The organism is Streptomyces sp. NPDC002265, from assembly GCF_040296125.1.
Classification (GTDB): domain Bacteria; phylum Actinomycetota; class Actinomycetes; order Streptomycetales; family Streptomycetaceae; genus Streptomyces.
On the sequence record NZ_JBEOWS010000211.1, the window covers coordinates 1 to 16,968 of the forward strand.

The 16,968-nt window shown below is 71.0% G+C and carries 15 protein-coding genes; 9 read left to right on the top strand and 6 right to left on the bottom strand.

All coding sequences use genetic code 11. The features are described from left to right. Nucleotides 1–55: 55 nt before the first annotated feature. On the bottom strand, nucleotides 56–2,227 hold the full coding sequence (locus ABT085_RS29985; RefSeq protein WP_351614689.1) for a streptophobe family protein: 2,172 nt from the start codon (nucleotides 2,225–2,227) through the stop codon (nucleotides 56–58). A gap of 241 nt (nucleotides 2,228–2,468) precedes the next feature. Here ABT085_RS29985 and ABT085_RS29990 point away from each other — a divergent pair, with 241 nt between their 5' ends. Beyond that, entirely contained in the window at nucleotides 2,469–4,955 is a 2,487-nt protein-coding gene (locus ABT085_RS29990) for an ABC transporter ATP-binding protein/permease (protein WP_351614692.1), read from the top strand. 118 nt (nucleotides 4,956–5,073) lie between these two features. Here the strand turns inward: ABT085_RS29990 and ABT085_RS29995 are convergent, their stop codons facing one another. After that, the gene (locus ABT085_RS29995) at nucleotides 5,074–5,793 is read right to left on the bottom strand and encodes a transglycosylase SLT domain-containing protein (RefSeq protein ID WP_351614695.1); all 720 of its coding nucleotides are present in this window, start codon (nucleotides 5,791–5,793) and stop codon (nucleotides 5,074–5,076) included. 522 nt (nucleotides 5,794–6,315) lie between these two features. Here ABT085_RS29995 and ABT085_RS30000 point away from each other — a divergent pair. From ABT085_RS30000 to chpE, 3 genes are all read left to right on the top strand, one after another. Continuing rightward, nucleotides 6,316–7,530: a GAF domain-containing sensor histidine kinase gene (locus ABT085_RS30000; protein ID WP_351614698.1), complete on the top strand. Its 1,215-nt coding sequence runs from the start codon at nucleotides 6,316–6,318 to the stop codon at nucleotides 7,528–7,530. After that, nucleotides 7,523–8,164, top strand: a complete 642-nt coding sequence (locus ABT085_RS30005) for a response regulator (RefSeq protein ID WP_351614700.1) — start codon at nucleotides 7,523–7,525, stop codon at nucleotides 8,162–8,164. The genes ABT085_RS30000 and ABT085_RS30005 overlap by 8 nt, the downstream gene beginning before the upstream one ends. Nucleotides 8,165–8,335: 171 nt before the next feature. After that, complete coding sequence (chpE, locus tag ABT085_RS30010) at nucleotides 8,336–8,581, top strand: chaplin ChpE (protein WP_351614703.1); 246 nt, start codon at nucleotides 8,336–8,338, stop codon at nucleotides 8,579–8,581. Between the two features lie 550 nt (nucleotides 8,582–9,131). Here chpE and ABT085_RS30015 read toward each other — a convergent pair. Beyond that, nucleotides 9,132–9,920 (bottom strand): Rv1486c family protein, encoded by a 789-nt coding sequence (locus ABT085_RS30015; protein WP_351614706.1) that lies wholly within the window; start codon nucleotides 9,918–9,920, stop codon nucleotides 9,132–9,134. Between the two features lie 138 nt (nucleotides 9,921–10,058). Between ABT085_RS30015 and ABT085_RS30020 the strand changes: the two genes are divergently transcribed. The 3 genes from ABT085_RS30020 to ABT085_RS30030 all read left to right on the top strand — a co-directional run bounded on the left by ABT085_RS30020 (nucleotide 10,059) and on the right by ABT085_RS30030 (nucleotide 12,454). Next, nucleotides 10,059–10,856 carry an ABC transporter ATP-binding protein gene (locus tag ABT085_RS30020; RefSeq protein WP_351614708.1) on the top strand — a complete coding sequence of 266 codons (798 nt, stop codon included), beginning with the start codon at nucleotides 10,059–10,061 and terminating at the stop codon, nucleotides 10,854–10,856. A gap of 81 nt (nucleotides 10,857–10,937) precedes the next feature. Beyond that, a complete protein-coding gene (locus ABT085_RS30025; RefSeq protein ID WP_351614711.1) occupies nucleotides 10,938–11,369 on the top strand; it encodes an NfeD family protein in 432 nt (143 codons plus the stop codon). Between the two features lie 131 nt (nucleotides 11,370–11,500). After that, a complete protein-coding gene (locus ABT085_RS30030; protein WP_351614714.1) occupies nucleotides 11,501–12,454 on the top strand; it encodes an SPFH domain-containing protein in 954 nt (317 codons plus the stop codon). Nucleotides 12,455–12,553: 99 nt separating this feature from the next. On the opposite strand, the gene ABT085_RS30035 is transcribed toward ABT085_RS30030, so the two are convergent. The 3 genes from ABT085_RS30035 to ABT085_RS30045 all read right to left on the bottom strand — a co-directional run bounded on the left by ABT085_RS30035 (nucleotide 12,554) and on the right by ABT085_RS30045 (nucleotide 14,568). Then, the gene (locus ABT085_RS30035) at nucleotides 12,554–13,060 is read right to left on the bottom strand and encodes an HNH endonuclease (protein WP_351614717.1); all 507 of its coding nucleotides are present in this window, start codon (nucleotides 13,058–13,060) and stop codon (nucleotides 12,554–12,556) included. A 145-nt stretch (nucleotides 13,061–13,205) separates the two neighbouring features. Further along, nucleotides 13,206–13,745 (bottom strand): YbhB/YbcL family Raf kinase inhibitor-like protein, encoded by a 540-nt coding sequence (locus ABT085_RS30040; RefSeq protein ID WP_351614720.1) that lies wholly within the window; start codon nucleotides 13,743–13,745, stop codon nucleotides 13,206–13,208. Nucleotides 13,746–13,785: 40 nt separating this feature from the next. Beyond that, a complete protein-coding gene (locus ABT085_RS30045) occupies nucleotides 13,786–14,568 on the bottom strand; it encodes a sporulation protein (RefSeq protein WP_351614723.1) in 783 nt (260 codons plus the stop codon). 139 nt (nucleotides 14,569–14,707) lie between these two features. On the opposite strand from ABT085_RS30045, the gene ABT085_RS30050 reads away from it, so the two are divergent. Then, nucleotides 14,708–15,391: a DNA-3-methyladenine glycosylase gene (locus ABT085_RS30050; RefSeq protein ID WP_351614726.1), complete on the top strand. Its 684-nt coding sequence runs from the start codon at nucleotides 14,708–14,710 to the stop codon at nucleotides 15,389–15,391. A gap of 79 nt (nucleotides 15,392–15,470) precedes the next feature. Next, the gene (locus ABT085_RS30055; protein ID WP_351614729.1) at nucleotides 15,471–16,253 is read left to right on the top strand and encodes an NAD-dependent epimerase/dehydratase family protein; all 783 of its coding nucleotides are present in this window, start codon (nucleotides 15,471–15,473) and stop codon (nucleotides 16,251–16,253) included. Nucleotides 16,254–16,968 lie beyond the last annotated feature (715 nt).

Here is a 16,968-nt window from a genome sequence, read left to right on the forward strand (position 1 = left end):
ACGACGCCGAGCGGTTCGAGGATCGTCACGTCCAGGCCGCCGGCCGAGCCACAGATCACCGGGGCCTCCGCGGCGCGGGCGGCGGCGGTGGCGGCGGTCCCTCCTCCGGCGTGGTCGGCGGCCGCTGCCCGGGACGCGGGCCGGGGGAGCGCCGCGGGGGCGGATCGATCGGCCGCGCCATGGTCGGGGCCCCGTACACGTCGCCGTACTTGTCGCCGTACTTGTCGCTGGGCCCGTCGTCGTGCCTGTCCCCGTGCCGGTCGTCGTACCTGTCGTCGTGCGCGGTCGGCTCCCCGGACGGCCGCCACCGTCCGTCCGATGCGCCGGCCGTCCCCGTACGAGCCGGGTCGCCCGCCGTCCCCGTGCCGGGCCGGTCGCCCGCCGCTCCCGTACCGGCCCGGTAGCCCGGCCCGCCGGTGCCGGTGCCGGACCCGCCGTCCGGGGGCCGCGCGTCCTGCGGTTCGCGCAGCTCGTCCGGCAGCCGCAGGTACGGATTGGTGTCGGGGTTGGGCGGCCGGTGGGGTGCGCCCGGGACGTACGGCCCCGACGGCGCCCCGTACGGCCGCGCCGTCCCGTACGGCCCGGGAACCCCGCCGCCGGCCTGCGCCCCGACCCCCGGTGCTCCGTCGATCCCGTAGGCCGTCCGGCCCCCGGCCGTGTCACCCAGTGCCAGGGGAGCCGCCCGCCGCCCCGCCGCCCCGGCCCCGTACGCCAGCAGCGCCCCGACGGCCCCCGCGCCCGCGCCCCACACCGCGCCGAGGAGCAGAGCCGCCCCGAGACGGCCGTGCAGCTCGATCCCGGCGCCGAACGCGTCGAAGCCGAGCACCGACAGCGAGGCGTTCACGGACACCTCCGTCAACCAGGCCAGCAGCGGCAGCGCCAGCGCGGTCACGACCCCCAGCCGCAGCGCACACCGCCCCGCGAAGCCCAGCGCGCCCGGATCCCCCGGACGGCCGGGCCCGCCGCCCGCCCGCGCCTCCGTAACCGGGCCCGGGGACGGTACGTCCGCCGAAGGCCGGCCCGATGCCGCGAGCGTGCCCGTTCCGCCTACGCCGGGCGTCCCCGGCCCGTCCACCGGTGTCCCGGCCCGAGCCCGTACCGCGGTCCCCACCGGCGTCCGTACCGCCGTCAGCACCCCGGCGAGCAGCATCGCCAGCGCCGCCGCGGCCGCCAGCAGCCACACCCGCCCGTCCAGGTCCGCCAGCCGGCCCAGCGTCACGGGCCGGTCGGACGACACGTCGAGGAGCCTGTCCAGCGGGTCGGGCAGGAGCCGGCCCAGCGCTCCGGTGGCCCTGCCGTCCCACGGCACGAACAGGCCGATCGGCAGGCCCAGCCACACCCCGTTCGGCGCGCCGAGCAGCGCGGCTCCCGCGATCCGCCGGGGATGCTCGTCGCCGATCGCCGCGTACGCCGCCGCCGCGACGCCCGCCGCCACCGCCACCAGCACCACCGTGACCAGCGCGGACACGGCCGGCCGCACCACGCGGTGCACGGTCGTCCAGCCGGCCGGCAGCGGAGTGCGGCGCGAGGCCAGCAGGGCGATCAGCAGGACCCCGGCCGCCCAGCCCAGACCGCCCAGCAGGGTGGGCGCCGTGTCGACGGAGAACCCGACCGCCGCCTTCGCGTCGACCAGGTCGCCCAGCCGGTCCGGCAGCAGCCCCCCGATGTTCCCGAGATCCCCCAGCCCCGGCACGCTCACCCCGCCGCCACCGCCACCTCCGCCCGGGAGGTCGTCGAGGCCCAGCGAGCCCCCGTCGAGGGTGACGACGTCGTGTCCCGCCCAGGCCAGCCCGCCCAGCATCGCCACGAACAGGGCGATCACCGTCCCCGCGCGCGCGAGGAGTTCGGCCGGGGCGACCACAACTCCGGCCGTGCGCAAGGACCGCAGGAAGAACCACGACAACAGCAGTGCCCCGACCAGCCCCACGCCCAGTGGCGTGATCTCGATGGCCGTGGTGGCCTGCGCGCCTTTCAGGCCGAAAGCGGACACGTCCCCGGACGGCGAGACCGAACCACCGGCCCCCAGCGTCACGACCGCAGCGGTCATCGGGCCGAGCGAGCCCGCCGTGTCGGCCTCCAGCAGATGCAGCCCGAGCGCCGCCGTGCCCGCCATCCCGATCAACGCCCAGCTCACCGCGGCGATCGCGGACAGCAGGACATCCACCCAGGGCACGCTCCTGCCCTGTCCGGCGCCTTCGCCGGTCCCGACGTCCGTGCCAGCACTCATGGCAGACCCCCCGATCCGCTGCACGGCGGCCGCCGCGCACCATGCCCCCCTCGCGGGGGATTACTACTCTCCGGTCCGGTTTCGACCCCGTCAACGGCGCGGGCCGAAGCGTCCGTACGCCTTCGCCACAAGGCCCGACTTTCGGTCAGGTGGCCGCTCCTGAAATAGTTCCCCCCGATGTTCGACATCCCTAGACTCCCTGTGATGGGGGTAACTCGGGGGACAACTCAGTGGGGCTGGAGTGCCGGAACTCGTACTGGAATTGAACGGACGCACCTGGACGCTCGATCCGTCCAGGCCATACACCCTGGGACGTGATCCGCAGGGGGACATCGTCCTCGACGACGCCAGGGTCTCCTGGCGTCACGCCACGGTCAGCCACAACGGCCGCAGCTGGGTCATCGAGGACCACGGAAGCACCAACGGCACGTTCGCGCAGGGCCGACGCATCCAGCAGATGGAGCTCGGCCCCGGCTCGACGGTGCACCTGGGCAACGCCAACGACGGGCCGTGCATGACCCTTTCGGGCGCCGCACCCGTCGCGCAGCCCCAGCAGCAGCCGTACGCGGCGCAGGGCGCGAACCCCGGCTGGGCGCAACAGGCCCCGCAGACACCGCAGGCGGACGGCGCGTGGAGCCAGCCGGCCCCGTCGATCCCGCAGCAGCAGGGGGCCGGTGGGGGCGCGGGGGCGCCACCGGTCTACGGCGACCGCAGCCCGACCACGTTCCACCAGTTCTCCCTCGGCCGGGTCATGCGCATCGGCCGTGCACTGGAGAACGACCTGGTCGTCTCGGACCTCCAGGTCTCCCGCCACCACGCGGAGTTCCACTCGACGCCCGACGGCCGCATGGAGATCCGCGACCTGGGCTCGCACAACGGCACGTACGTCAACGGCCAGCCGATCCCCAAGGGCGGCACCCAGCTGCTGGGCCCGGCCGACATCGTCGGCGTCGGCCACTCGACGTTCCGGATCGTCGGCGACCGGCTGGAGGAGTTCGTCGACACCGGCGAGGTGTCCTTCTCCGCACGCCACCTCACCGTCACCGTCGACGGCGGCAAGCAGATCCTCAAGGACGTCTCCTTCGGCGTCCCGGAGAAGTCGCTGATCGCGGTCATCGGCCCGTCCGGTTCCGGCAAGTCGACCCTCCTGAAGGCGCTCACCGGCTACCGGCCCGCCGACCAGGGCGAGGTCCTCTACGACAACCGCAACCTGTACAAGCAGTTCGCCGAGCTGCGCCAGCGCATCGGTCTGGTCCCGCAGGACGACATCCTGCACAAGGAGCTGACCGTCAAGAAGGCGCTCAAGTACGCGGCCAAGCTGCGCTTCCCAGCGGACACCACGGCCGCCGAGCGCGAGGCCCGCATAGACGAGGTGCTGCGCGAGCTGAAGCTGGACATCCACAAGGAGAAGAAGGTCACCTCCCTCTCCGGTGGCCAGCGCAAGCGGGTCTCCGTCGCCCTGGAGCTGCTCACCAAGCCGTCGCTGATCTTCCTGGACGAGCCGACCTCCGGCCTCGACCCGGGCATGGACCGCGATGTCATGCAGCTGCTGCGCGGCCTCGCCGACGACGGCCGTACCGTCCTCGTCGTCACCCACTCGGTGGCCGAGCTGGCGATCTGCGACAAGCTCCTGGTGATGGCGCCCGGCGGCTCGGTCGCCTACTTCGGTCCGCCGGAGGAGGCGCTGAACTTCTTCGGCTACGACACCTGGGCCGACGTCTTCTCCGCCTTCGAGAACTACCGCGACTACGACTGGGCGGGCCGCTGGAAGGGCTCGCAGCACTACCAGATGTACGCCGCGGACATCGACGCCGTCGCGCCGCAGTCGGTGCCGATCGCGCCGATGCAGGCGATGAAGCCGCCGAAGCCGCAGGGCTGGATGTCCCAGTTCGTCACGCTGGTGCGCCGCTACACCTCGGTGATCGCCTCCGACAGGGGCTTCCTGGCGCTGATGGTGATCCTGCCGGCCGTGCTCGGCGCGGTGAGTCTGCTCATCGACGCCGACCACACTCTGCTGCCCAACCCGGCCAACCCGAAGACCGGCCGGATCATCCCCAACGGCACGGCCACCACGGTGCTGCTGATCCTCGCGGTAGGCGCCTGCTTCGCCGGCGCCGCCAACTCCGTACGAGAGTTGATCAAGGAACGGGTCATCTACGAGCGGGAGCGCGCCACCGGCCTGTCCCGCTCGGCCTACCTGATGTCCAAGGTGTTCGTGCTCGGCGCGATCACCGTGTTCCAGGGCGCCCTGGTCGGCACCATCGGCTTCTTCAACCGGGGGATCCCGGACAAGGGCCTGGTCTTCGGCGGCGCGACCATCCTCGAACTCTCGGTGCCGATCATGGCGCTGGGCTTCACCTCGATGATGTTCGGTCTGATCATCTCGGCCCTGGTGAAGACCGCCGAGAAGACCATGCCGCTGCTGGTCATGTTCGCGATCATCCAGGTCGTCTTCACCGGCTGCCTGTTCACCCTGCACGGCTCGGTCGGCGTCAACGAGTTCTCGTACCTGATGCCGTCGCGCTGGGCGGTCGCCGCGGCCGGCGCCACGCTGGACTTCAACAAGATCAGCCCGCCCACGGACGGCGGGAGCACGGACCCGCTGTGGGACCACACCGCGGGCGCCTGGGGTCTGGACATGGCCGTCCTGATCGTCCTCGGCGTGATCTGCGGCTTCTTCGTGGCCCGCTTCCTGCGGCGCCACGAGCCCGAGGTCATGCGCAAGTAACCCGGTCCCGGTCCGTACTTGTCCAGTACGTACTTGTCCGGTCCGTACGACGCCGAAGGGCGGCACCCTGTCGGGGTGCCGCCCTTCGGCGTGTCCGCGCTTCGAGGCCCGCGCCGCCTCAGTACGCGCTGTTGACGTTGTCCATCGAGCCGTACCTGTGGGCCGCGTAGTTGCAGGCGGCCGTGATGTTGGCGACCGGGTCGTAGATGTTCCACGAGGTGCCGGGCACGTGGTAGGCGTTGAAGGTCGGCTGGATGACCTGGAGCAGGCCCTTGGACGGGATGCCCATGGCGGCGTTGGTGTCCCAGCCGTTGATGGCCATCGGGTTGCCGGAGGACTCCCGCATGATGTTGCGGTACAGACCGCTGTAGCTGCCCGGGATGCCCTTGCTCTGCATGATGTCCAGGGACTCGCGGATCCAGCCGTCGAGGTTGTTCGCGTACGTCTTCGGCGCGGGCTGCTGGATCTGGGGGCGCTGCGCGGACCGGCTCGCGGGCTGCTCGGCCGGGCGCGCCTCGGTCTTCCGCGGGGCGGCCTGGGGCTTGGGCGTGGCCTTCTGCTGCGCGGCCTCCTCGGCCTTCTTCTGCGCGGCGATGGCCTCGACCTTCACGCTGCTGCCGGCGAGCTGGTCGGTGAGGCTGGCCTTGACGTCCTTGATCTGCTCGGTGCTGTAGGCGACGTGCGCAGAGGTGACGGCCCGGCTCGTGGTCTCCGCGCTGCTCGTACCCGCGGAGACGACGACAGTGGTGACACCGAGGGCCGCGACACCGACGATCGCGATCTTGTGAGAGCCGGTCAGCTTGCGACTGTAACTGTGGAAGCGGCTGTGCTTGGGCATGACAGATGACCTCTTTGGATAGCGCGGAGGTCGCTCTTCCGTCCGGCGGGGGACACCTGTGCTTTCGGCACGAGCGCCTCGGGCGGAACCCGGGGCGCTGAGCGACGAGAGCAATTCTTAGCTGCCGCAAAACTCGGTGGCAAAGATGTGACGTACGAAATCCGATAGTGGACCCGGTAGGTGCAAAGCCGGGCATATCGGGTCGTCTTTCCCGTTCATACAGGATGTTGATATCTCCTATGTCCCCTAGTACGTGATGCGGACCCTATGCGGCGACTCACATGACCGACGGGAAGGCCTCACTGAGAGTTGCTAAAGCAATCCCCTGGGTCAGGGATCAGGGGGCGGTGGGCGGGGGTCGGGGGTCGGGGGACACAGGGGTTAGGGGTCGGGAGGTCGGGCCTGCGGCCTCGGGGCCGGGACTGGGACCGGGACCTGCGACCTCGGACGTAGGCCCACCGGCCCGGCCGGGGGCGCCGCCGGACCGATCCCGCTGTCGTAGCCCGCCGGTACCGTGAGGTCATGAGTCAAGGCCCCCGGTCCGGCCTCGTCGCGGTGAGCGCCGCGCTGCTGGCCATGAGCAGGCACCTGGAGGTGCGCGACGTCCTCAAGACGATCGTCGCCTCGGCCCGCGAGCTGCTCGACGCGCAGTACGCCGCCCTCGGCGTCCCGGACGACCACGGAGGCTTCGCCCAGTTCGTGGTCGACGGGGTCAGCGACGAGCAGTGGAAGGCCATCGGCCCGCTCCCGCGCCAGCACGGCATCCTCGCCGCGATGCTCCACGAGACCGGCCCCGAGCGCCTCGCCGACGTGCGCAAGGACCCCCGCTTCGAGGGCTGGCCCGCCGCCCACCCCGAGCTGTCGGACTTCCTCGGCCTGCCGATCCGCGACGGCGACGAGGTCATCGGCGCGCTGTTCCTCGCCAACAAGCAGCGCCCGGCGGACGGACCCCCGGCGGACGGACGCTTGGCGCACGGGCAGCCGGCGGACGGACGGCCTGCGGACTGTGTGCCGGAGGACGGGTGCGGCTTCACGCGGGAGGACGAGGAACTGCTCTCCATCCTCGCCCAGCACGCGGCCATCGCCCTCACCAACGCCCGCCTCTACGAGCGCAGCCGCGAACTGACCATCGTCGAGGAGCGGTCGCGGCTCGCCCACGAGCTGCACGACGCGGTGAGCCAGAAGCTGTTCTCGCTGCGCCTGACCGCGCAGGCGGCCGCGGCCCTGGTCGACCGCGACCCCGCCCGCGCCAAGGGAGAGCTGCAACAGGTCGCCGCGCTCGCCGCCGAGGCGACGGAGGAACTGCGCGCGGCGGTGGTCGAGTTGCGTCCCGCCGCGCTGGACGAGGACGGTCTGGTCGCCACGCTCCGCACCCAGACACAGGTACTGGACCGCGCCCACACCGCACGCGTCACCTTCACCGCCCACAAGTTCCGCGCGCTCCCGGCGGCGCAGGAGGAGGCCGTGCTCCGGGTCGCACAGGAGGCGCTGCACAACGCCCTGCGGCACTCCGGGGCGGCGCACGTGGACGTGACGGTGGGCCGCCATGGCTGTGGTGCGGTGCTGCGCGTCACGGACGACGGCGGCGGCTTCGAGCCGCAGACGGTACGGCAGGCCGGACGCCACCTGGGTCTGGTCTCCATGCGGGACCGGGCGAGCGGGGTCGGCGGCACCCTGACGGTGGAGTCGGCGCCCGGCAAGGGCACCACGATCGAGCTGGAGGTCCCCGGTGGCTGATCCCATCAGAGTGCTGCTCGTCGACGACCACCAGGTCGTCCGCCGCGGCCTGCGCACCTTCCTGGAGGTGCAGGAGGACATCGAGGTCGTGGGCGAGGCCGCGGACGGCGCCGAAGGGGTCGCCCGCGCCGAGGAACTGGCACCCGACATCGTCCTGATGGACGTCAAGATGCCCGGCATGGACGGCGTGGAGGCCCTGCGCAGACTGCGCGAACTGGCCAACCCCGCGCGCGTGCTGATCGTCACCAGCTTCACCGAACAGCGCACCGTGGTCCCGGCGTTGCGCGCGGGTGCCGCCGGTTACGTGTACAAGGACGTGGACCCCGACGCGCTGGCCGCGGCCATCCGGTCCGTGCACGCGGGCCATGTCCTGCTCCAGTCCGAGGTCGCGGCCGCGCTGTTGTCCCAGGAGGAGGCCAACTCCCCCCAGGGCAGGGGCGGGTCGCTGACGGACCGGGAGCGTGAGGTGCTGGGACTGATAGCGGACGGCCGGTCCAACCGCGAGATCGCCCGTGCCCTCGTCCTGTCCGAGAAGACGGTCAAGACGCACGTCTCGAACATCCTGATGAAGCTCGACCTCGCCGACCGCACCCAGGCCGCGCTGTGGGCCGTACGCCATGGTGTGACCAGCTGATATGACCACAGCCCGAGGGTTCGTGATCACGCTCCGGAAAGGTTCCGCTCCGGTCTGAGATTCATACCGTCGTGGGAATGCCCCCCGGACGGCGCATCCTCCGTGGATCTCCGGCGTTCTCCAGTGCGTGCCGCGGCGACTGCCGCGGTGACCACTAGGAGGGGTTGAGAAGTGAAGAACCTGAAGAAGGCAGCGGCCGTGACGATGGTGGCCGGCGGGCTGATCGCCGCGGGAGCCGGCATGGCCTCCGCGACCGACGGCGCGTGGGCCCACGGCGAGGCCAAGCACTCGCCCGGCGTCCTCTCGGGCAATGTCGTCCAGGCTCCGGTGCACATCCCCGTGAACGTGGTGGGCAACAGCGTGAACGTCGTCGGTCTGCTGAACCCGGCGTTCGGCAACCTCGGAATCAACCACTGACCCCGCCGCTCCACGGCGACGCCCTCCGGCCTCCCGGACACTCCCGGGAGGCCGGACAGGCCCTGACCCACCCCGCCCCGGCCGCACGGCCAACCTGACGAACGCGGACCCGCCCACTCCGGCTGCCCACCCCGGCCGACGCCGGTCCGCCCGGTGGTGTCGCGGGTCGGGCCTCGTCCGCTGCCGGTCGAGCCTCGTCCGCTGCTCGCCCTGGCGGTGGCGCGGGTCCGTCCGGTCGTGGTGCGGGTCCGTCCGGCGGATGTCTGTCCGCCCGGTGGTGCCGCGGGTCGGGCCCGGCCGCTGCCGGTCGGCCCACGCGCGCTGCTCGCCCTGGCGGTGGCGCGGGTCCGTCCGTTTCCCGGAGCGGTGCACCCGCGGCCCTTCTGCCGCTGCCCCTGCTGACGCCGGTCCGCGCGGGCGCGCCGCCGGTCTGTCCCGGGGGACAGGAGCCGGGGCCGGGGCAGGGCCCCAGGCCGCCCGGGGCGCCCCGAGGCACAGGGCCTCAGGCACCCCGAGGCACCCCCGAGCGCCGGTCACCCGTGGCCGGAGCTCAGCGCATTCCCCGCTCCCGCTCCTCCACGACGGAGTTGTACGCGGCCACCTGCGCCCGCCGGGCCGTCCGCTCCACCGGCCGCAGGGCCTGGGTCCGCGCCCCCATCTCGGACGCGCTCACCGCGCCCCCGTGCCCCCGCTCGTGAGCCAGTGCGACCAGCAGCCCCACCCGCTGCGCCAGCTCCAACACCCGCACCGCCCGTGGCGGATACCCCGGGGCCAGCACCTCCCGGCCCCGCTCGGCCCGCGCCCGGTACGCGTCCAGTGCCGCCTCAGCCACCGGCCCCGACCCGGCCACATCCAGCCGGGAGAGAACCGCCGTCGCCTCGCGCAGCGCCTCGGCGAGCTCCCGCTCCGCCTCGCCCAGCGACGGCACGTCCGCGGGCGGAGCCTCCCGCACCGGCAGGCAGTGCCAGACCACCTCGACGTGCACGTCACCGGCGGGCCCGGCCTCGTACACCTCGGGCACGAGCCCCAGCGCGGCCCCGCGGCAGACCACCGCCTCCTCGGCCTCCAGCGCCCGCGCATTGAACTCGGGCGGCCCGCTCAGCCCCAGCGGATGCCCCGGCGCGGGCAGCGCCACCAGCAGCCCGCTCACGCCCAGTCTGCGCAGCCGCCCCAGCGCCAGCGTCAGCCCGACGGGCCCCGACTCGCCGGGCAGCCCCTCCACCCGGTGCACAGCGTCCTCCCCGACGACGGAGAGCACGGCGTCATCAGGAGAGACAAGTCCGGCCAAAAGGGCATTTCCCCAAGCGGCGAGGCGTCCAGAGCGCGGTTCCGTGAGCATGCCTCCACCCTAAGGACCGGACCGATGGAATGGAGCGGGCGGCCGGTGGCGTAGATTTCCTTGAGGGCTGCGCCCACCGGCGCACGCGACAGCCGAGACGCCGAGACCGGCCACACTGCAAGGGGAGACAACGCGCTCATGAGCGAAGTTCTGGAGCTTCAGGACGTATCTGTGGTCCGTGAGGGCCGGGCTCTCGTGGACCAGGTCTCCTGGTCGGTCAAGGAAGGTGAGCGCTGGGTCATCCTCGGCCCGAACGGTGCCGGCAAGACGACCCTCCTGAACATCGCCTCCACCTACCTCTTCCCCAGCTCGGGCAGCGTGTCCGTGCTCGGCGAGACGCTGGGCAGGCCGGGCACCGACGTCTTCGAGCTGCGCCCGCGCGTCGGCGTGGCGGGCATCGCCCTGGCCGACAAGCTCCCCAAGAAGCAGACCGTCCTGCAGACGGTGCTGACCGCCGCGTACGGCATGACGGCCGGCTGGCACGAGGAGTACGAGGACGTCGACGAGCAGCGCGCCCGCGCCTTCCTCGACCGCCTCGGCATGACGGAGTTCCTCGACCGGAAGTTCGGCACCCTCTCCGAGGGCGAGCGCAAGCGCACCCTCATCGCCCGCGCCCTGATGACCGACCCCGAGCTGCTGCTGCTCGACGAACCGGCGGCCGGCCTCGACCTCGGCGGCCGCGAGGACCTCGTCCGCCGCCTCGGCCGACTGGCCCGCGACCCGATCGCCCCCTCCATGATCATGGTCACGCACCACGTCGAGGAGATCGCCCCGGGCTTCACCCACGTGCTGATGATCCGCCAGGGCAAGGTGCTGGCCCAGGGCCCGCTGGAGCTCGAACTCACCTCCCGCAACCTCTCCCTCTGCTTCGGCCTCCCGCTCCTCGTCGAACAGGTCGGCGACCGCTGGACCGCGCACGGCCTGCCGATGGCCTGAGGTCCCGAAGCCCTGGAGCAACTCCCCAAGTACCCCTGGGCGCCCTGTCGGTGACCGGTCCCGCGGACCTACCATGGCCGTGTGAACGACATCGACGCATGGGTGTGGTGGCTCGTCGCCGCGGCAGCGCTCGGCATCCCGCTCGTGGTGACCGCGATGCCGGAGTTCGGCATGCTCGCCGTGGGCGGGGTCGCCGCCGCCGTGACGGCCGGACTCGGCTTCGACGTAGTCGTCCAGGTCCTCGTGTTCGTCGTCGTCTCGGTCGCCCTCATCGCCGTGGTGCGCCCCATCGCGAACCGGCACCGCGCGCAGCGGCCCCAACTCGCCACGGGCATCGACGCCTTGAAGGGCAAGCAGGCCCTCGTCCTGGAACGCGTCGACGGCTCCGGAGGCCGTATCAAGCTCGCCGGAGAGGTCTGGTCGGCGCGTTCGCTCGACGCCCAACGCGCCTATGAAGTGGGCCAGGAGGTGGACGTCGTGGACATCGAGGGAGCCACGGCGATCGTCATCTGACCTCGCTCGACGCAAGTGACCGGAACACCCCACGAGGCACACGACGGTCTGTCAGACTCGACCAGCAAGATCTTCAACAACCATAAGATCTTCCGAAAGCGCCGAGGCGGAGAAAGGCACGGGGAGCCACGATGGAACCGGTCATCATCGTATTGATCATTCTGGTGGTGTTGGTCTTCATCGCCCTGATCAAGACGATCCAGGTCATCCCACAGGCGAGCGCGGCCATCGTGGAGCGGTTCGGCCGCTACACGCGCACACTCAACGCGGGCCTCAACATCGTCGTCCCGTTCATAGACACCATCCGCAACCGCATCGACCTGCGTGAACAGGTCGTGCCGTTCCCGCCGCAGCCGGTGATCACCCAGGACAACCTGGTCGTCAACATCGACACCGTCATCTACTACCAGGTGACCGACGCCCGAGCCGCCACCTACGAGGTCGCCAGCTACATCCAGGCCATCGAGCAGCTCACCGTCACCACGCTGCGCAACATCATCGGCGGCATGGACCTGGAGCGGACCCTGACCTCCCGCGAGGAGATCAACGCGGCACTGCGCGGAGTCCTCGACGAGGCGACCGGCAAGTGGGGCATCCGCGTCAACCGCGTCGAACTCAAGGCGATCGAGCCGCCGACCTCCATCCAGGACTCGATGGAGAAGCAGATGCGCGCCGACCGTGACAAGCGCGCCGCGATCCTCACCGCCGAAGGTACGCGCCAGGCTGCGATCCTCACCGCGGAGGGCGAGAAGCAGTCCCAGATCCTCCGGGCCGAGGGTGAGGCCAAGGCCGCGGCCCTGCGCGCGGAGGGCGAGGCCCAGGCCGTCCGTACGGTCTTCGAGGCGATCCACGCCGGCGACCCGGACCAGAAGCTCCTGTCGTACCAGTACCTCCAGATGCTCCCGAAGATCGCCGAGGGCGACGCCAACAAGCTCTGGATCGTGCCCAGCGAGATCGGGGACGCCCTCAAGGGCCTCTCCGGCGCCATGGGCAACTTCGGTGCCATGGGCGGCGGTTCGGGCGCCGGTAGCGCCACCGGCAAGAACAGCGGTACGGAGCGCCGCGAGAAGCCGTCCCTGGACTGACCGGCCGGTACCCGCACACGAGACGGGGCCCACTCCCGACGGAGTGGGCCCCGCTTCCTTGCAGTTCCGACCGCCGACCTCCGACCTCCGACCTCCGGCCTATGCGGCGGGCTGCCCCAGCCACTCCGGCAGCGCCTCGAAGTCCTCGTGCCCCAGCGACAGCAGCATCGCGTCCGCGGGCGTCGGCTCGAACGGCTGCCGCAGCAGCGGCATACCCGCCTGCTCCGGCGTCCGGTCGGCCTTGCGGTGATTGTCCTCCGCGCACGAGGCGACCGTGTTCAGCCACGAGTCCTTGCCGCCCTGAGCCCTCGGCACCACGTGGTCCACGGTCGTCGCCCGCCGGCCGCAGTACGCGCACCTGTGCCGGTCCCGCACCAGCACGCCCCGCCTCGACCACGGGGCTTGTCTTCGGAAGGGCACCCGTACGTACCGGCACAGTCTGATCACCCGGGGCGCGGGTATGTCGACCGCCGCTCCGCGCATACGCAGTTCGGGGTGGGCCTGCTCGACGACGGCCTTGTCCTGGAGCACCAGAACGACGGCTCGGTTCAGCGTCACCGTCGACAACGGCTCGAAACTGGCGTTCAGTACCAGCGTGTCTCGCATTCCAGCCCACCTCCCATGCGCACCGGCCCACTCCCCGGCGGGCTTGGATCAACTCTGGCCGGGCACGCCGAGATGGACAACGCAATAAAAAATGCCCGCCTCTGATCACTTCCAAGACCAGAGGCGGGCAAACGTTCTATGAACGTCAGTCTGCTGCGGGTACTTCGTACTCACCGATCAGCTGGGCACGCGCGATCGCGTGGAACCGAAGATTGAACCCGACGACCGCGGGCGACACGTCCGCGTCCGGGCCGAGCTTCTCCTGGTCGACCGCGTACACCGTGAAGACATACCGGTGCGGGCCGTCGCCGGGCGGCGGCGCGGCGCCGCCGAAGTCCTTGGTGCCGTAGTCGTTGCGCACCTGCACGGCACCCTCGGGCAGCCCCTCGAACTTGCCGCTGCCCGCACCGGCGGGCAGCTCCGTGACCGAGGCCGGGATGTCGAACACGGTCCAGTGCCAGAACCCGCTGCCCGTCGGGGCGTCCGGGTCGTAGCAGGTCACGGCGAAGCTCTTGGTCTCGGGCGGGAAGCCCTCCCACCGCAGCTGCGGCGAGGTGTTGCCGGCCGCGTGGACCTGAGCGTCCTTGAGCGTCGCGCCCTCCCGGACGTCCTCGCTCGTCACCGTGAACGACGGCACGGGCGGATGGAAGTCATGGGGGAGCGGCCGCCGCTTGAGCTCGGTCACCTCGATACCTCCTGATCGGTTTCCTGGGTCGGACCCGAGCCTAGAACCAGTTGCGCTTGCTGCCGACCTCGGACAGCCACTGGTTGAGGTAAGCCGCCCAGTCGGTCCCGTGGAAGTCGTGCAGGCCCACCTGGAAGGAGCGGAAGGTGTCGCTGCCCTCGCTGAACAGACCCGGCTTCTTGTCCATCTCCAGGACGACGTCCATCGCGTGCTCGTCGGCCACGAAGCTCAGCTCGACCTGGTTCAGCCCCCGGTACTGCGACGGAGGGTAGAACTCGATCTCCTGGTAGAAGGGGAGCCGCTGCCGCGTGTTGCGGATGTGACCGCGCTCCATGTCCGCGTTCTTGAAGCGGAAGCCCAGCTGGATGAAGGCGTCCAGGATCGCCTTCTGCGCCGGCATCGGGTGCACGTTGACCGGGTCCAGGTCACCGGAGTCCACGGCCCGCGCGATCTCCAGCTCGGTGGTCACCCCGATGTGCATCCCGCGCAGCGCCTGCCCGTCGATCATCGTGATCGGCGTCTCCCAGGGGATCTCCAGCCCGAACGGCACCGCGTGCACCGCACCCGCCTGGAGCTCGAAGGCACCCCCGAGCCGCACCTTGGTGAACTCGATGTCCTGCTTGTACTCCTGGTCGCCGCTCTCGACCTCGACCTTCGCCTGGAGCCCGACCGACAGCCCCTCGATCTGCTGGTTGACGGACCCGCCCTGGATCCGCACCTCACCCTGGACGACACCGCCCGGAACGACGTTGACCTCGGTCAGCACGGTCTCGACCGAAGCTCCGCCGGCCCCCAGACTCGCGAGCAGCTTCTTGAACCCCATGACTCTCCCTTTACGAGTGGACCTCTGATCCGTACCCACGCGATCCGGCCGCGACCGGTTCCGCTCTCCTCACCCTGGCAAGGCGAACGCTCCCTGACCACCCCACCGGACCGCCCCGTCTGCACTACGCTCGGAGGGCATGATCGCGACCCCCGACCGTACGCCCTCCGGCAAGGACTCCCTCGACCGGCCCGTACCGGAGAGCGCCCCCGACCGGCTCCGCCGCTTCCTCGCCCGCCCCGCCGAAGAAGTCGCCCCCGAGTTGCTCGGTGCCGTCCTCACCCACGAGACCCGCGAGGGAACCGTGCGGATCGCCATCACGGAGACCGAGGCGTACTCCGGCGCGGCCGACCCCGCCTCCCACGCCTACCGGGGCAGGACACCCCGCAACGCCGTGATGTTCGGGCCCGCGGGACACCTGTACGTCTACCGGTCCCACGGCCTCCACTGGTGCGCCAACATCGTCACCGGAACGGAAGGTACGGCCTCCGCCGTCCTCATCCGCGCGGGCAGGGTCGTCGAAGGGGAGGACCTGGCCCGTGGGCGGCGAGGGGCGAAGGTCGAGACCGCACGCCTTGCGCGGGGCCCGGGGAACTTCTGCCAGGCGCTCGGCATCACGCACGAGCACGAGGGCACAGACCTGCTGACGGGTGCCTCGGTCGCACTCTCCGAGGGCGAGCCGGTGCCCGCCGCGCTCATCCGGGTCGGCCCCCGGGTGGGCGTGAGCAAAGCCCACGACTGGCAGCACCGCTTCTATCTCGCCGCCGACCCGACCGTCTCGGCATACCGGCTGAGCCCGAGGGCCAAACCGCCCGCCTCTTGAACCGTGGATCACTGACAGCGAGGATGTGGTGGACGTCGGAACCGGGGGGCGAGACGCAGTGGGTCTGGGGACGGTCGCCGTGACAGGCGCGGCGGGGAACATCGGTTCCGTCGTACGCGAGGGCCTGCGGCACGAGGCGGATCACTTGATCCTGCTCGACCGTGTACCGCTGCGGCCGGAGGCCGGGAACGAGGACGTGCACACCGTCGACCTGCGGGACGCGGCCGCCCTGGAGTCGGCACTGGCGGGGGCGGATCGCCTGCTCCACCTGGGTGGTGTGCCCGACGAGGCGCCACTCGAGGATCTGCTCGAAGCCAACGTCATCGGCACTCACAACGTCCTGGAGGCGGCGCGGCGCACCGGGATCGAGCGGGTGGTCCTGGCCAGCAGCAACCGAGTGACAGGCTTCCACCCCACCGGACACCTCACAGGTCCACAGGATCCGGTGCGCCCCGACGGCCTCTACGGGGTGAGCAAGGTGGCCCTGGAGGCCCTGGGGCAGTTGTACGCCGACAAGTTCGGCCTGTCCGTGATCTGCCTGCGCATCGGCAGCTTCGAACATGCACCCACCGAGCCCCGGCATCTGGCGACCTGGCTGAGCCCGCGCGACGCCGTCGGGTACATGCGGGCGGCACTGACCGCTCCGCCGTCCATCCGTTTCGCCACCGCGTACGCCGTATCGGGCAACACCCGGCGTTTCTGGGAACTGCCCGACCCGACGACACTCGCGTACACGCCGGTCGACGACGCCGAACGGCACGCCGGGGACATCCCCGGAGCGGGCCTGCCGGCCGACCCTGCGGCACCCCAGGCCGGCCCCTACGCCCTGCCCGAGTTCACCCTGAAGCACATCAGGCACTGACCCACTCGCACGCAAACGTCGACTCTCGGCCCGATACGACAAGGAACCGGCCAAAGGTCCAGCCCGCCCGACCGCCCCTCACGGCGCGGCCCCCCGCCCGACGGCATGGACGCGTGCCCGCCCGAACGCTCCCTCGGTTCCCCTCCGACCAGGCATACGCGTACGCCCGTACCCCCCCGACCAGGTACGCACCGGCCCACGCCCGCAGTGTCCGGCGCCGGAGGCACGCACTCCCCATGGTTCCGGGGCGACACCGGGTCACCGACGCCGCGACCGCGAGCAGTCACCGGGCACACACGCCGAGGCGCCACCCAAGTTGACTCGCCCCCACAGGGTGCGTAATGTAGCCCGAGCCGCTGAACCGGATATGGCAATCGCCAGCAACCGGGAGTGGCCAACCCACTACCTACGACCACCTCTGACGGGGTCGAATTCGGCGTGCCCGCATGCTCGAATTCGGATTCGCGAAAGCTCGATTATGAGCTGCGGAGGGAATCGGCTAACGTAGTGAATGTCGAAAGGCCGACAAGCGAAAGCGAAGAGGCCCGAGGCAAATCCCGCCGACAGGGAATCGGATCGCGAAACGGTCTGATAGAGTCGGAAACGCAAGACCGAAGGGAAAAGCCCGAGAGGGTGAGTACAAAGGAAGCGTCCGTTCCTTGAGAACTCAACAGCGTGCCAAAAATCAACGCCAGATATGTTGATACCCCGTCTC

What these genes read in the sequence shown, in the direction of transcription:
- ABT085_RS30030 (WP_351614714.1), top strand. Translation starts at nt 11,501, where the DNA reads ATGGAACCGGTCATCATCGTATTGATCATTCTGGTGGTGTTGGTCTTC.
- ABT085_RS30035 (WP_351614717.1), bottom strand. Translation starts at nt 13,060, where the DNA reads ATGCGAGACACGCTGGTACTGAACGCCAGTTTCGAGCCGTTGTCGACG.
- ABT085_RS29985 (WP_351614689.1), bottom strand. Translation starts at nt 2,227, where the DNA reads ATGAGTGCTGGCACGGACGTCGGGACCGGCGAAGGCGCCGGACAGGGC.
- ABT085_RS30050 (WP_351614726.1), top strand. Translation starts at nt 14,708, where the DNA reads ATGATCGCGACCCCCGACCGTACGCCCTCCGGCAAGGACTCCCTCGAC.
- ABT085_RS30015 (WP_351614706.1), bottom strand. Translation starts at nt 9,920, where the DNA reads ATGCTCACGGAACCGCGCTCTGGACGCCTCGCCGCTTGGGGAAATGCC.
- ABT085_RS30000 (WP_351614698.1), top strand. Translation starts at nt 6,316, where the DNA reads ATGAGTCAAGGCCCCCGGTCCGGCCTCGTCGCGGTGAGCGCCGCGCTG.
- ABT085_RS30020 (WP_351614708.1), top strand. Translation starts at nt 10,059, where the DNA reads ATGAGCGAAGTTCTGGAGCTTCAGGACGTATCTGTGGTCCGTGAGGGC.
- ABT085_RS30045 (WP_351614723.1), bottom strand. Translation starts at nt 14,568, where the DNA reads ATGGGGTTCAAGAAGCTGCTCGCGAGTCTGGGGGCCGGCGGAGCTTCG.
- ABT085_RS29995 (WP_351614695.1), bottom strand. Translation starts at nt 5,793, where the DNA reads ATGCCCAAGCACAGCCGCTTCCACAGTTACAGTCGCAAGCTGACCGGC.